Raw genomic sequence first — 15,919 nt, forward strand, 5'->3', positions numbered from 1 at the left:
GTGCGCTGATGGCTGTTATTCTGATTCGATTTGATGTGTATGAACGTGAATGATTGATATAAATCTCTCCCTCGAATGATTTTTGAAGCTCAGAGGCAAGTATAGAAGATCAACCTTACACTGGATTAATGCGTATCTTAAATTTCGTTTAAAAAAAGAAGCTGTTTGTATTAAATGAGCACGCTATATCGGATTGTCTCCGCTTCAATTTCGAAAGCAATATATGACTACGTAATGATGTGAATTATGAGATTCGACACTATATCGTCTGCGTTGCGGATGATTTCTGGCGTCGTAAGGTCATGATGATTAAAGATGCAGCTAATACCGTCAGGATGATTCCGAGCATTTGAAATCCTATAAAACTGAATGTGTCTCCCATGACAATTCCAATCAACAACGATGACAAAATGGTCCCCAGATATCTCGATGTATTAAAAATACCTGAAGCGACACCGATCATATCTTTGGGTGTGCTCTTAAACAAAGCCGCCTGCATACCAACACTGTTGAGCCCATTACTTATACCAAATACAGCTAAGGGCAAGATGACATTCACCACTGGTGAAGTCTTATCCAATGCCACAATCAAGATGGACCCGAACGTCATTAACACCGCTGAAACGATCAAAGCTGGCCGTGTACCTGATTTGTCAATCCAACGTCCGGCAAAAGGAGAACTGATGAGTGAACATAAACCGAGGGTTAGCATCATTAGTCCTGTATGAACTTCGTTCAGATGGCGTACCTGCTGTAAATAAGATGGCACACCAAAAAACAGAGCGTAAAACAGAGTGTTAACCAGCATAAATTGTACATTAACCCAGGTCATTTCAGGATATTTGGCAAATACTTTCAGCGGAATAAAAGGGGAGGCTGTTTTCAATTCATGTCGTATAAAACTTGCTAATGCAAGCAAACCGATCCCCCCTACCATAAGGTGCCAAGTTAAAAGATGTCCGGTTGATTTAACGGAAAGCACGCTCATTAGCAGAGTCACCAATGCGACTGTGAACAAGAGTATGCCTGGCGCATCAATCAGTAGGAACCATTTCTTCATGGACATGTCACCATGGTTGGTTTTGAGGGTCGTTTCTTTGGGAATGGTTTTCCAGGCGAATATAAAGCTTGCGATCACCAATGGATCAATACACCGCCAATAAAAGGGCCTATCGCGGCTGCACCGGACAGGAACATCGCAAGGATAGACAGGGCAGCAGCCTGCTTCTCAGTAACGTGGATTCTTACAATCGCCATTCCGACGGCTACCATCATGCTTGTGCCAACAGATTGAATGATCCGGAATACGATAAGCCAAGAAAAGTCTGGAGATAACGGAGCTAACATGGAGGAACCAAAGACAACAATCAGACCGATAAGGAATATCTTTCTGCGGCCGAACAGATCACTGCACTTGCCCATGACCGGTTGAGCCACAGCACTTGCAATGTAAAAGGAAAAAATAATCCATGACACGGTCGTAACATCAAGTATAAACTCCTGTTGTAGTCTTGCAATTGCTATAGATATCATGGAGGAATTGAGCGGATTCAGCATGATTCCCAAGCCCACAGATATCATTAACCATATATTTCGAGCATTCATTATGTATATCCCTCCTTCTTCTGTTGTCATCTTAATGGAATCCCTTTATTTATTCCAACGCATTTTATGTTATGATTTGATGAACTAAAAGGAATAAGAGAGTGGTGCGAAATGGAACTTCTTCAGCTACGCTATTTTCTGACGTTAGCCCGATGTGAACATGTTACAGAAGCTGCGGGTAAGCTGCATGTCACTCAATCCTCACTGAGCAAGACGATACAACGTTTGGAGGATGACTTGGGTGCACCGTTATTTGATCGATTGGGCAGAAAACTGCGGTTAAACGAATTCGGAAGAACATTCCTTCGACGGACCGAAAAAGCCCTATTCGAATTGGAACAGGGAAAACAGGAAATTGCTGATCTCTCCAACCCGGATCACGGTACACTTCAATTGGCAGTTACTACAGCAAGCACATTACCAGGAATCTTGCGGGAATTCCGAAAAAATAAGCCGAATGTTCAGTTTCATGTACAAATGGTTACGTTGGAAGACATGTGCACGCTTCTCCACCGAGGCGAAATTGATTTTTGTCTGTCTTCCCCTCCAATCCAGGGAGATGATATCGAATGTCAGATGCTGTTCCAGGACCCAATTGTAGTAGCTGTGCCTCTCGGTCATCAATATGCGGATCGAAGCAGCATCACATTAGAAGAGCTTAAGGATGAGTGGTTTGTGGGGGTGAAAAAAGGATATGGTATTCGTGATCTGGTGGACTCCAAATGTCAATCCGTCGGATTCGTACCGAAGTATGTTTATGAAGGAGATGAGCCTGCAAGATTAACTGCACTTGTGGAGGCGGAGATTGGGATTGCCTTTATACCCAATACAGCAAGAAACCCGCAGGAACGAATTGTATATCTCCGGATCGAGGATCAGAACCTGGTGAGGGAAATTGCTTTATTGTCACATAAAAACAGATATATCTCGAAAGCAGCTATCGCGTTTCGCAGCGTAGTCATAGATTATTTTGGTGCAATGTGCAAACCAATTGCTGAATGACCATTACAAAGACCCCGCTCACCGACGTAAGTGAGAGCGAGGTCTTTTGTTATTGGGTATCCGCCCTGCCTATTTCCGCCAAAAGGTTGAACAGTCTGCCTTCTCTGTGATGTTGAAATCAATCATTCTTTCCAGTAATGAAAAATCAACCGGTCCATCCCACCGGATACGTACCAACTCCTTGGTGTGCTCATAACCGGCCTTCACAATTTCATCGGAAAAATGATTAATCCCAGCCTTTTCAGGCGCCACAGCCAAATGATGTTTGGATACACTAAATCCAATAATAAATGTGCCATGATCGGTAAACATGGGCTGATTCCACGCTATTTTTGGTACTAAATTGGGGTGTTTCTTGATAATCCATTCTAAAACTTCTTCCGTACGATCCCGATGTCCCAGGTTATCAATTCGTGCTAGATATTCTGCAAAAACGTCCATATTATCTTCTCCTAACCCAGATTTATTTCGCATACTTCATCTCATATTATCATGAAAATGAAATTGAAAAACCCTTTGGGCCAGATTCGCCAAAGGGTTGAAAGAATATATATTACTCAAGGACTACTTCACCGAAAGCAGGCTGTCCGAGATAAATTTCAGCTGACCTTCAAGCGATACAGGGTCGTTGTATGTATCGGAGGTCGGATCAAGCTGGAACACATGGCCCTCTTTGACCGCAGTTAGGTTTTTCCACACCGTATTATCATAAACAATCTTCGGATCGGTTGTATCTCCTGACCACGGGCTGGTGAAAATGATGTCGCCTGCATATTCCGGTAACACTTCCATCGAGATTGAGGCCCAGCCTGTGCCACTATCAATTGCCTCTGTCTGAGCCCTTTTTGGTGCCTTCAGGCCAAATTCGCCATAGAGTATTTCACCACCACGACCGTAATTATGACCAAATACAAATAATCCTTTGGCGTATGGATTCAAAATGGAAACTGTACGATCTCCCACAGCGGCAAGTATTTTTGGCTTGAGCTCCTTGATCTTCGCTTCCCATTGCGAAATCCAGTCTTTTGCCTGGGCTTCTCTATTGGTTAGTTTCCCCATCTCCAACATGAGATCCTTGAAATTGCGCTTACCATATTGTAACTGTACCACTGGTGCAATCTGCGACAACTTGTCGAGACCCTCCATACTGGTGTATGCGATGATCAGATCAGGCTTTAGGCTGATCAGTTGCTCGGCTGTTGGCTGCTCTCCCAGATCTGTTGCCCCCTCACTTTTGAGCTGATCATTGATGTACTTGTTGTTTATGGCGCCTGACGTTGCACCGACGACTGGAGCATCAAGTGCAACAAAGTACCCTGTTGAAAATGCGGTCAGATCGATAATCCGCTTCGGATCCACAGGTACTTCCACTTCACCTGCATCTGACTGATATGTAACGGTCTCTCCCTCGGCACCTGTTGTGGTAGCGGCATCAGACGCAGAAGTGGAGTCGGTTGATGATTCCGTGTCCGCAGCTCCGGTTGTTGTGGTCTCCGTTGTATTGCTTGTCGTTGCGGACTGACCGCATGCACTCAGTACAAGCAATATAATGAGAGCAGCCAAAAGCCATATCGAGTTTCTTCTTTTCAGCAAAATAAACCCACCTTTTTCAAATGATATTGATAATCGTTATCAACGATACCATGCAATAGTACATTTGACAAGATGCTTTCATATTCGACAAAAGACAAAACAAAAAAACACCCACTAAGGCGGGTGTTTCGACGCATAAAAATGATTTTCAAAACAAACTGCTTCCCCGGTACATTAACGGTTTAATCATTTAACCCTTTACCATCCAGAATTTGCTGTGTAGATTTCTCAACCCTTGACACGCGTGTTTTGGATTGCTTTGGTTGCGAAAAATAAAAAAGGTATGCCCGTTGACGTCCAGGCGTCAATGCTTCAAATACCGTTTTCAAAGCAGGATTTTCATCCAGTTTAGTTTGAAACTCTTCTGGAACAGCATATTCTGTATTCTTTTTGAGTGCCACTTTCAATCCGGCCTTTTCAACCTCAATGGCTTCAAGAATGTACTCTTTCAGGATAGTTTCCATGTCAACGATTTGTTGAAGATTGGTGAACCGGATCTGGCGAGCAGCTTGTACATTTTCTGTTTGTTGAATTAGAATACCCTGCTTATCCTTTAACAAGGCTCCTTTATGGAAAAGAAGCGCACAATACTCCTTAAATCCATGTATGATAACGATGTTTTTATTCTCCAAAGTGTAACAAGGATGCATCCACTTATAGTCTTCTGTCAGGTTGCAGGAAAGAGCGATCTCTCTTAGTTTCTCCGATTCTTCTTTCCACTTCTTTGCTTTGTTTAAATATTCATCCACCTTGGGATTTGTTTTATTAGTTGTCATCAGGGACCATCCTTCATCATGCTAGTCATATTATTGTGTTTACTAAAATAATTCTTCTCTTACATATGATTGCCAAGAGAAAGCAGTTAATTTCATTCGAAACCATGTAGTGTCGCTTAAATATTATGACACCATTTGGCGTCTGGTCAACACTAACTATTATTTAACTCATATACATATGTCCTTTGTCCCACCTCTTATCCCTTACTAGAAAGCCGATAATAAAGAAATCAAAGTGAGAAAGCCCCTAGGATTTGGCGTATTGTAAAATTGCCGCCGCTGCACGGATTCGTAGGTCCTCTTCTTCGCTATGCAATGCCTTTTTTAGAACATTGAGCGCTTCTTGAATAGTGCCTTCATCTACTCTAACTGAAGAATCATTATTTCCTTCATTGGTTTCAGAGGTGATCGAAACCCAAGGTTCCAGTTGAGCCTGAGAAATTGGATGTTCGAATTTCGCAATGATTGAATAATGACTTACAAGTGAAAGTACTTTGTCACTTAACTCTGCTAAGGGAATACGTCCTAGCCAGGTAACACCTCGTCGGTGGCATATGTATTCCTCTCCGGTTCCGTTGGAATCATCGTAAAAATAATCACCCAAATCCCCTACATATGTCCATTCATCATCGTTTATTAAGACATAGTCCCCATCCTGCATGATGTAGACAAAAGTATGGAGCGTATCCAGGACATCACGAAGTTCTGCCTTTCCTATCCTGTAGCGTTGAACTAGTTGCGCTTTCCATTCTTCTGTAGGCTCGTGCTCCAAATCTCCTGTCGCCGGCCAACCAATGCCGATAAAGTTATTCTCCAGGAACGACGTGGTCCAGTCGATCTCTTGTAGTGTAGATTGTATATGAAACAGATTCATATGATTTCTCCTCTATAGTGATTTCAGGATTTAAGACTAAGTATATACTCCAGACATTCGTCTCTGCATTAAAATCAATCAAAGATTGAACTTACTATATATGTTCAACTAAACATTTACACGAGAACGGAGAGGACAGAAATAACCTGAAGAAGCGAAGCGTTCGCCTTTATCCCCGGATTTCCCCTTTTAAAAAAGGAATCAAAAAAATCTGGGGATAACAGCGATCGGAAGGTTGTTCTGTCATCGGAGTGTCAGTGTAAATATTCATTAGTTGAACTTATATAGCTAGTACAAACCTGACTCTGGTTCCGCAGCATCCATTCAATACTTGACTACCTACTACACGTTGTAGTAAATTGTATCTACTACGTAGTGTAGTAATAACCTTCGATATGGACGCATAACGAAGTTAAGGAGTGTTCACCGTGAACCATCTTCAAAAATTATCGGATACTGAAATGGAGCTGATGGAAGTGATCTGGGAGTGTGAGCCACCTGTCACCTCCACCGAACTGCTGAACATGTTTTCCCAAAGGGGTAAAGCTTGGAAGGCGCAAACGATCTCCACCTTTCTCTCTAGGCTAGTAGACAAAGGGGCCCTTACAGCTACAAGGGATGGACGTACCAACAAGTATGTTCCCTGTATTTCGCCCGAAGACTACAAGCTATTGGAGGCACAACAAGTCCTGGATGGATTATATCAAGGCTCTGTAAAAAATTTGATTTCAGCTTTGTATGATGGTGACAAGCTTTCTGATCAAGACATTGCAGAGCTGAGACAATGGTTTTCAGAAAAGTAGGTGTAGTCAATGAATAGCATTCTTGTATTACTGTCTACGCTGACTGTTGCCGGAAGTGTCGTTGTCGCTTTCATTCTGTCTTTGCGCCTTGCTCCCTTTCAAGTCATTCCTGCAAAATGGCGTTTTGGAATTGGGAAAATGGCTTTAGTTTTGTATCTATTGCCCATCTTTCTGGTCTTTAATTGGATTTTTTCGTTGTTCACATCCAGTACTACAGTAAACGAGTTACCCTTAAATGTTCAACAAGTGTTACCTGGAGCATTCAATCCGACTCCTGCCATCCAGGTACAGACCATTTCAGCCAATGTAGCTCTCGCTTTAATATGCTTATGGGTAATCGGGGTCATAGCTTTTGCAGCATGGCAAACATATTGTTATCACAGGTTTCTCAAGACATTAAAACTTACGCGAACTATCGTTCCGAAGAACAGTGAAGTTGCGATGCTGCTCCCTGTAATCAGGGAGAATCTGGGTCTCAAGAGCGAGGTTCGGCTTGCTTACAGCGCTCTAATTCGCAGTCCTTTTCTAATTGGATTGAGGAAACCTACTATTTATCTGCCTCTGAAGAATTCTGAAAGTATGGATATCGGTATGGTGCTCCGTCATGAACTGATCCACTTGAAAAGGAAAGACCTATGGATCAAGGCGCTTATATTAGTAGCCCGTGCATTGCATTGGTTCAATCCATTGGTTCATTTGCTTTCCAAAGATATTCATACATGGAGTGAACTGTCCTGCGATGAAGAAGTTGTAAAGGGAATGACCCTTGCGGATCGTAAACGCTATGGGGAAACCATCCTGAACGTAGTGGCAGGATCAAGGAATTTACCTATACAATTCTGCTCCTCTTTATCCGGGGACGGCAAACAACTAAAAAGGAGATTAAATTTTATGCTTAACGTAAAGAATGTGAACAAGAAAACCTTTGTTATAGCGATATCGACGCTATTTGTTGTTGGTGCAGTTAGTACAGTGACAACGGCTTGGGCTTCCAGCAATACTCCGAGGGTGGTTGCGAGTGAGGAAGCTTCCGCGGTAACGACTCCATCGCAGCAAACTGCTGTCCGTGAAGAAGCTCCTGCAGTAACACGTCCATCAGCTCAAGCGACAGCTCGTGAGGAAGTTCCAGTAGTAACACGCCCATCAGCTCAAGCGGCAGCTCGCGAGGAAGCAGCTAGGGTAACACGTCCATCAGTACAAGCGGTAGCCCGTCAAGAAGCTCCTGTAGTAACGCGTCCATCAGCACAGGCAATTGTGCCTGAAGAATCTCCTGTAGTAGCACGTTCGGCAGCACAACCCACAGTTCGTGAAGAAGCAGCTGTAGTAGCTCGTCCCTCGGCTCAAGCGGCAGTTCGTGAAGAGGCTTCTGTAGTACCCGCGCAAGAATCTTCCCGTCATTAAAAGCATTTTCATGAAATTACAAAATAAATAGGCTTATATAAAGACTCCAAGTAGCCTTCGTTCAATTGTTGAACGAAGGCTGCTTCATTATTGTAGAAAAGATTAGTTTCGCTTGAGACTAACCGGCTACCTTCTCAAACGACAAAGACCAACAACATTTTGTTGTTGGTCTTGCCTGTCTTTTCTTCTCCGTTCAGCTTGCCTCATCACCCATAACTATGGTGACTGGCCTCGACACGACCCCAATCGCGGAAACGGCTGTTTTATTACTGTTCTTTATACACACGTACATAATCCACTTGCATAGTTGCCGGGATATCGGACGCGTTCGGAGTACGGCCACCGTCGAAGTTTCCGCCGACTGCCAAGTTCATAATGAGATAGAACGGCTCATCGAAAGGAGCATTCGGATTGTTCGGTGCAGCTGTGGAATACCACTGCTGGTTAGTGACTTTATAGAAAAACTTGCCGTCTACATACCATTTAATGTTGTCCTCTTCCCAGACTACCGAGTATACATGATAATCATTGGCAAAAGTTTGCCCTTCTGGGAAGTGATAATCGCCACCCGAAGACTGGTTCACCGGCCATTGTCCGCCAAAATGTACGGTACCGCTTACAGACCCAGGTAGACGTCCTCTTGCTTCCATAACATCGATTTCACCTGATGCAGCCCATGTGCCGTATACAGAATCTTTTGGAAGCATCCACAGTGCTGGCCAAACGCCATCACCTGTAGGAAGCTTAGCACGAAAATCTACTCTGCCGTACTTCAAGGAAAGTTTATCCTTGGTGTTAATCTTACCTGAAGAATACTGTGCAAACCGATTCGGATCCTGCGGGAAAGATTTGCTATCATTCATGGCTTTGATATTCAGTTTTCCGTCCTGTACATATACATTTTGGGTGCTATTGGTGTAGTGCTGCAGCTCTGCATTACCCCATCCCCAAGTAGCCGGATCGTTATTGAGATAATATCCTGTTTCATAGTTCCATTTACTTGTATCCAGCGTAGTTCCGTTGAATTCATCCTGCCAGATGAGATTCATGCCCGCGATAGCTGGGTCGGTTGGTGTTCCGATGGAGATATCCTCTTGATCGGATACATCCGGACGCGGAGCATTTGGATTACCGATGAAGGTATAGTTGACGAAGTTGTTGCCAATATTTCCACCCGCCTGTCCGTTCAGCGGATATCCGATACGGATTTGCATATTTTCCTGGATTGGCTGGAACCAAAGACCATAGATATAATCGGCCCAGTATCCCCACTGGTTGGCATCAGACATATTGTTGTAGCCATTAGCGGAGTATGCAAACTTGCTCTGACTGGAGTTACTCAACTCCACCCATTGCCCATTGATGTTAATCTGGTATACAAAGTTGCCCAGTTCCTTGGCGATTGGCGCACCCCCATCAATTTTGGGAAGTGGAATTCCAATGGAACCATTCGCATCTGCTGTGAAGGTTGTTCCTTCGTATGGCGTAATGACATATGAATTTCTTGTAGGTTCATTAAACGTAATGGTATAAACAAGGTTAGCTGAAGAAGTCTTTGATTCCAATTTGACGTTGATCGACTCCGTTACGTTAAACCAGTACCCTCCACCACCGTCGGTGAATTGGCCGAAGTTATGATCATAAATCCAGCCGCTAGCTGCATTATTGTCAATATCAATCCATGTGCTACTGTTTACAGGTTTTACATACACCTTCAAATCATCCGCTACGGCTTCATAGGTTACCGCAGAATCATTGTTGAACGTTGGATATGTAAAGCCTGCACCGCCGGTGAAACTTGCTGTAATTTGCGGCCCTTGTGTCGGATTCATCGCTGTGATGGTTGTTTTGTTAATATTTTGGAATACAAGTTGGTATTCAAGCTTAACACCATTTGCTTTGGAGTACAGCTGAATTTCGGTTGTTGCGGAAAGGGTGAACCAATAGCCATTGAAACCACCATCGCTCCAGTGCCCCCAGTTTTGGTTATAGATATAACCTCCGGCTTGATCAATATCAACCCAGTTGTTACCGACTTTCACATTGACCCCCACATCACTGTAGACATCATTCCACGTAGCGGAGCCTCCATTGAACTTAGGCATAACAAATCCGTAGCTGGCTTTGCCAACGCCTGATTTTGAAATAACAGGTCCATCTGCTGGTGAGAAGTACTCCATTGAGGTAACTGTCGTTCCAGCTGCTTGAACTTTTGAAGTTGGCAGCACGCCAACACTAGCCAGCATCACAACCACTAAGAACAAACCAAGTACCTTTTTCATAAACCGTTTCTCCGTAAAGTGAGATGGTTTCATAATTGCCCTCCTTTGATAGGATAATAGTTTCTCCCAATCTATGCGTATAAAGGTAATCGCTTACATCGGGGAATATCTTTATTCTATCGAATAGGATAATCTGCTGAAAAGGTACAATTATTTTTGTTATATCCCAATTTTTTGGGTTTTGATTCAATTTATATATTTGTACTGTGATATTGCACTTCACGTTCTACCTTTTGGCGCATCATTTGTCGATACTCTGTGGGTTGAATTTCCATCACAAGGCGGAACGCTCGCGTAAAGCTTTTGTAGCTTTCATAGCCTACCATAGCAGCAACTTCAACAATCTTATGATCGGTTTCGGCTAGGAGACGCCGCGCTTTATCCATACGTACATCTCTCAGGTATTCGGCAAAACCTTTGCCAATGTTCTTCTTGAATAGATTTGAGAAATAGGCGTAATTAAGCGACACATGATTGGATACCATCGCGAGGTCCAGCGGCTTATGATAGCTCTCGTGTATAAAACGGATGGCTTCATTTAAATCCTGAGAATTGCGATAACTGTGCTTATATTCAAAATAGAACTGATTCAGTCGAAGCAGCTGCTGTTGCAGGGCTTGAATATAATCGCGAATCCCCGGATAATCAAAGAGATTACGCAAAGATTCAAGATCCAGCGCTTCTTCACCCATGTAGGGGCGAATTACTCGTTCGTATTCCTCCATCATCTGCACTGTGGCACCACAGAGCTGTTGGGTATAGCGAATATGATAGCGTTGCAGCACATTTTTATGAAATATTGCGGAAATGCCCTGAGCAATTTTACCACTATCGTCGGTCCCAACAGACTGGAACAGTTCATAAAGCTCTTCATAGGGGAGTTGCCACTGCTGCTCCATATGCTCAATAGCTGCTGGCAGGATGATATATTGATCTGGAAACAGATAACTATGGTGGAATAGCTCATGTACTTGTGTATAGCTGCCGGGCAACATCTTTAATCCTTGCTGCGGGTCAGTCATAACGGTTATGGCATCGATCATTCCTTCCTTGAGTGCCGCTGGCAAAGCATCCGGATCTATCGTTGCATCCACTGAGAGGATCAGATACGGGCTATGTTGCAGGCAAACGCAACCTTTTCTGCCGAACACACCATAAGCAATAGCTTCCATGCTATGGACGCTGCTGGAACCCGGCTGGTTGATCCAACATTTCTCTCGCAGCAAACATAAGCGATAATTGTGCCAAAGCGAAGGATTTTGTTCCTGGATTTGGAGGATCCAAGCCTCATCGTTTAATGCTCCCCGCATAAACATTCGTAATTCTTTACGATCAGTCTCTCGGGCGAGATGGGAGATATGCTGTATGTTGTGCGTAAGAGCCTGCCGTGTCTGGATTTCTTGCCATACATGCTCTAGTGAAGTTTGCAGATCCTCTCGCTTCAGAGGTTTTAACAAGTATCCCTTTGCCCCAAGTTCGATGGCTTTTTGAGCATATGTAAAATCACTATAACCGCTAATAATGAGGTATTCCACCTCGATGCGCTCCTCTTTGGTCTGTGCCATCAGTGCCAGCCCGTCCATGTCCGGCATCATAATATCAGTAATAACAATGTGAATGTTATGCTGACGCAAAAGGATTAGCGCCTCCATCCCACTTGCGGCACAGTAAATATTGTTCAGCTCCAGAGGAAATTGATGCAGCATCGCCTGCAGACCGTCACGGATGTGCTTTTGATCGTCCACAACCAGAATATTGATCACTCCTACCACCCTCCAAGATTTACATTTTCCCAAGGCAAATGTATCGTTACACAGGTATAAACGCCCTGAACACTATCAATCCAAAGACCGCAATTCTCTCCATAATGAAGCTGCAGACGTTTATTCACATTTTCCAAACCAAGTCCGTTCTTGCTGGTAACAATCGGCGAATCCGAGTCTCCCCGCAGTGCCGCTTGCAGTCGAACTAACATCTCCGGGTCTAACCCCTCTCCATCATCTTGTATCTTAATAAGTAAGCGTTCATTCTCCACTGAAACGGTGATCTGAATACACACACTCCCGCCTGATGGTGCAGCGTGATGCACTGCATTTTCAACGATAGGCTGCATGCACATTTTAGGAATTGCATAGCGGAGCACCTCCTGCGGGAGATCTGCCGTCAACATGATGCTGCCGCCTTCCATTAAATTAATAAATTGAATATAACTTTGAATGTTGGCAAGTTCCTCGCGAAGCGCAACCGTATCGCTGCGCCACTGCATGCTGTAGCGAAGTTGCGAACCTAATGATACCAATGAATTCGCAATAGCAGGTTGTCGTTGAACCTCCGCGAGCATTCGAATAGATTCCAGTGCGTTATACAAAAAATGAGAGTTGATCTGCGAATGCAGTGAATGCAGCTGTGCGTTTTTGGCGATCAATTGTTTATCCACGACCTGTGTCATCAGACGTTTAACCTCATGTAACATTTTGTTGTAGCTCACAGCCACCTCATCGATCTCATCCCCTCTTTCGTTCTCATCTAGGCCGGTATCAATCGTTGCATCCAGTTCTCCTTTTCGTACCTGACGCATTGAAGCCAGTACGCTGTCCAGCCGTCGGAAAATGCGCCGAGTTGTATGTGATACGAGCAGCATGATGAGCAGCAGAACACATAATGTAATCGTTACCACAAATGCATACCAGCTGCGTGGCCCCTTCATCAATGCCTGATGGGAGGCGATATCGACCACATAAGTGTTTAGCGGAGCGATATAGCGGTACAGTGCATAGTAGCTCTGATCACCTACCTTAATCTTAACGGGACTTTCCTGTGGCAGTACATCCAGCTGGCGATGAATACCGCCAAGGATTTCGTCCAGTCCTTCTCCGGCTTTTCGAGAAAACTCATGCTGGGGATTATAGACATATTGGGGAGGATCGCTTTCGTTCATCAAAACAGAAAAGAAGTCTCCCTTGCTCTCCTGGAGAAGGTCGCTGAAAAACATACGGTGCGGAACGCGAATTTCCATAATACTAGGTCGTTTTTTCTCCTGACCCTGAAGGCGAACCAGCCGGTAATAGGATAGCGTATGTTCACCATCCTTAAAAGAAAATAAGCGGTAAGCCGCACCACCTTCATCCCGAAGCTTTGCCCAGTAATCCTGCGGCCAAAATTTCTGATAATGATAGATTTCAGGCCAGATTTCATATAAGTTCGGGTTATCCACGTAAAAGCTGAGCTCACTGATCATTGCATTACTTTGAATGATGTTTTGCATTTGCTCAAATTGGTTTTGCTTAAATTTCACCAGTCGTAGTCCATCCACAAGCATATTGGAATGAATAAAATCCACAAATGACTTTTGAGTGAATGCCGTGTTGGAAGCGTTCTCAATGATATCCATTCTGCTGCGCAATTGTTCGTTTAGCCATGAAACGTGGCTGTTGCCCGCTGACATAGCGTCCTTGTATAGCTGGGTTTCCTGCATGCGAATATATAAAAAGGATACTAAAATAACGGGTATGGCAATCATCAGGCTAAACGCCAGAAACAGCTTTTGGGATATACGGGCATTGCGGTAAAGTTTCCTCATTCTAGTCAGTAGGTAATTCACTCTGAAATCCGCACCACCTTTGTTATACCATATATTACAAGTTAGTCGATAGAGAGCGAGGTTGTTAGGGAATGATTATTCAGCCATCTTGGCTTTTCTCGCTTCCAGCTCGGTCTGACGGTATTCCATTACCTGATTAAAACCGTAATTCACACGGCGGGCCAAGAAATTTTCGAAAATTTTATCAAAAGCAGCTTCATCTTTGGCAGTAATCAGTTCAGGCAGAACTTCTTCCCAATTCTGAGAAATACGCGACCAGGATAAGGCTATATCGGAATCTCCTACAGGATCTATTCCCTTATAGATGCCGCTGTCCATATCCGCCTGTTTGTTCGCGAACTCCTCCATTTGCTTAACGGATAGCGCCTTTTCTGGTCTCCACTGGTTAACGAAGGCAGGGTTGCGCAGCATCCAGTAGGTATCCATGATACCGTATTCCTTTTCCAGACGCTCCCTATCTGAGTCAAGCAATTGGACCATTTCCGCCGTCAACTGCGGTTTGCCATCCCTCATTGCCCATGTTTCGCCTTCTTTACCCAGAAATACATCCCTTTGGCCTTCTTCACTCGCTAAATAGCTCAAAAATCGGATGGCTCGTTCAGGGCTCTTGGTGGATTTGCTAATCATGGTAACCATCCAACCGTCCATGTTACCAGGGAACAGTCTGGCGGAATCACCTTGACTGTTTTGCGGGCCATCCACAGCGATGTAGTATGAGTTTGGATATGCACCTGCCGCCAATATCGGATTGATAGCCGCCATGCCAGTCCACTCGCGAATCATCATAAAATAACGGGAATTACTGGTTTTTTCCTCTACCTGAGCATTCGAATCTACTAGAAAATCCACATTAATCAGGCCACGCTCATAAGCTGTACGGAAGGTTTTCAACCAGGTGATATAGTCTGGGTCGGTCATACGGTCGTTAAATTTCCCGTCCTTTTCATGCGGAATAGCCAGCAGGTTTTGCAGGTACTCGGTCATCCCATAAGAGACATTCCCCTGAGCAAAGAAGGGACTAATGAGCTGACCTTTATACACAGAATACTGATCTTTTAACAATTGTAATGCGTTCAGAAAGCCTTCCGGAGTGCTCAAATCGGGTCTACCCATAGCCTCATAGAGATCCTTTCTTACCAAAAAGGTTTGGTTCGCAGCCGTCAAACCGGTTGTCTGCATTAGGCTGGGACTGAATGAATCATTTGGAATGCCATATGTATTTCCGTTTTCCTGACGATACCACTTCAGTGTACCGTCCCCCGCGACCTTGAAAAAGTAGGGATCATATTGCTCCGCCAGTTCATTTAAGGCATATACCTGATCCCCTTCCCACAACTTATGAATCGCACTTTCCCACGAGCCTATTGTCATCAAATCCGGCAGCTTACCGGAAGTCATCATGAGCGCAATTTGTTCGCTGGCTTCGCCGGATGGCACTTCGAATTTGATGTTAACACCTGTTTTCTCTGTTACAACCTTGGAGGTCGTGCTTTCACCCCATGTGTGACCATACCAGTTCGCGCCCACAAACCAGGTCAAATCCACAGGCGTGGTATCAAGCTTCCATGCGGGTTCATCGGGGTTCGACTTGTATTCAATCGGCTGTTGTTTAGGATGAATGGGCTGTGGGAGTGATGGATTTTCAATTTGCTCTGATTGGGAACACGCGGCCAAAACCAGCATTAAGATTATGGTCCCATAGATGACCATGCTGTGCTTAATGGAACCGGGTTTCATTCCACATCCTCCTTTCTTGACTACAGTTGTGAATTAACCTTTGCATTAATCATCCTATAACCGATTTTACTATCCTTGGATCGAAATGGAAATGCCGCTGGCTACCTAAATATTGGTTTAGATAATTCCGAACTCAGGCACGGCTATTTAAAGAGGATTATTACTCTTTAAATAAAACAAAGGCAGCTGATTACTCAGCTACCTTTGTTTTATTGCCTTCGGGAGAGTCTTCCCGTTAGGTTATA

At 44.1% G+C, this 15,919-nt stretch carries 11 protein-coding genes and 1 pseudogene; 3 read left to right on the forward strand and 9 right to left on the reverse strand.

Translation table 11 applies throughout. The features are described 5' to 3' along the window. Positions 1-259: 259 nt before the first annotated feature. Positions 260-1,605: pseudogene (locus CRO25_RS18905) on the reverse strand (MFS transporter). A 111-nt stretch (positions 1,606-1,716) separates the two neighbouring features. Here CRO25_RS18905 and CRO25_RS18910 point away from each other — a divergent pair. Then, complete coding sequence (locus tag CRO25_RS18910; RefSeq protein WP_079696044.1) at positions 1,717-2,607, forward strand: LysR family transcriptional regulator; 891 nt, start codon at positions 1,717-1,719, stop codon at positions 2,605-2,607. 69 nt (positions 2,608-2,676) lie between these two features. On the opposite strand, the gene CRO25_RS18915 is transcribed toward CRO25_RS18910, so the two are convergent. From CRO25_RS18915 to CRO25_RS18930, 4 genes are all read right to left on the reverse strand, one after another. Further along, a complete protein-coding gene (locus tag CRO25_RS18915; protein WP_079696045.1) occupies positions 2,677-3,048 on the reverse strand; it encodes an iron chaperone in 372 nt (123 codons plus the stop codon). Between the two features lie 123 nt (positions 3,049-3,171). Next, positions 3,172-4,200 carry an ABC transporter substrate-binding protein gene (locus CRO25_RS18920; protein ID WP_079696046.1) on the reverse strand — a complete coding sequence of 343 codons (1,029 nt, stop codon included), beginning with the start codon at positions 4,198-4,200 and terminating at the stop codon, positions 3,172-3,174. A 182-nt stretch (positions 4,201-4,382) separates the two neighbouring features. Continuing rightward, entirely contained in the window at positions 4,383-4,976 is a 594-nt protein-coding gene (locus CRO25_RS18925) for a YdeI family protein (RefSeq protein ID WP_079696047.1), read from the reverse strand. Positions 4,977-5,223: 247 nt separating this feature from the next. Further along, positions 5,224-5,850 carry a hypothetical protein gene (locus tag CRO25_RS18930; protein WP_079696048.1) on the reverse strand — a complete coding sequence of 209 codons (627 nt, stop codon included), beginning with the start codon at positions 5,848-5,850 and terminating at the stop codon, positions 5,224-5,226. A 428-nt stretch (positions 5,851-6,278) separates the two neighbouring features. Here CRO25_RS18930 and CRO25_RS18935 point away from each other — a divergent pair, with 428 nt between their 5' ends. Both CRO25_RS18935 and CRO25_RS18940 read left to right on the forward strand, forming a co-directional pair. Beyond that, entirely contained in the window at positions 6,279-6,653 is a 375-nt protein-coding gene (locus CRO25_RS18935; protein ID WP_063565003.1) for a BlaI/MecI/CopY family transcriptional regulator, read from the forward strand. 9 nt (positions 6,654-6,662) lie between these two features. Then, positions 6,663-8,054 (forward strand): M56 family metallopeptidase, encoded by a 1,392-nt coding sequence (locus tag CRO25_RS18940; protein ID WP_079696049.1) that lies wholly within the window; start codon positions 6,663-6,665, stop codon positions 8,052-8,054. Positions 8,055-8,320: 266 nt separating this feature from the next. On the opposite strand, the gene CRO25_RS18945 is transcribed toward CRO25_RS18940, so the two are convergent. The 4 genes from CRO25_RS18945 to CRO25_RS18960 form a co-directional block, all read right to left on the reverse strand. Further along, positions 8,321-10,369, reverse strand: coding sequence for a glycoside hydrolase family 16 protein (locus CRO25_RS18945; RefSeq protein ID WP_256863688.1), 2,049 nt, complete (start codon positions 10,367-10,369; stop codon positions 8,321-8,323). Positions 10,370-10,527: 158 nt separating this feature from the next. Next, on the reverse strand, positions 10,528-12,099 hold the full coding sequence (locus CRO25_RS18950; RefSeq protein WP_143806562.1) for a response regulator: 1,572 nt from the start codon (positions 12,097-12,099) through the stop codon (positions 10,528-10,530). A gap of 2 nt (positions 12,100-12,101) precedes the next feature. Next, positions 12,102-13,916, reverse strand: coding sequence for a sensor histidine kinase (locus tag CRO25_RS18955; protein ID WP_079696051.1), 1,815 nt, complete (start codon positions 13,914-13,916; stop codon positions 12,102-12,104). A gap of 96 nt (positions 13,917-14,012) precedes the next feature. After that, on the reverse strand, positions 14,013-15,674 hold the full coding sequence (locus tag CRO25_RS18960; protein ID WP_079696052.1) for an extracellular solute-binding protein: 1,662 nt from the start codon (positions 15,672-15,674) through the stop codon (positions 14,013-14,015). Between the last annotated feature and the right edge of the window lie 245 nt (positions 15,675-15,919).

Origin of the sequence: Paenibacillus sp. RU5M, from assembly GCF_900221055.1 — a bacterium.
GTDB classification, from domain to species: Bacteria; Bacillota; Bacilli; order Paenibacillales; family Paenibacillaceae; genus Paenibacillus; species Paenibacillus marchantiae.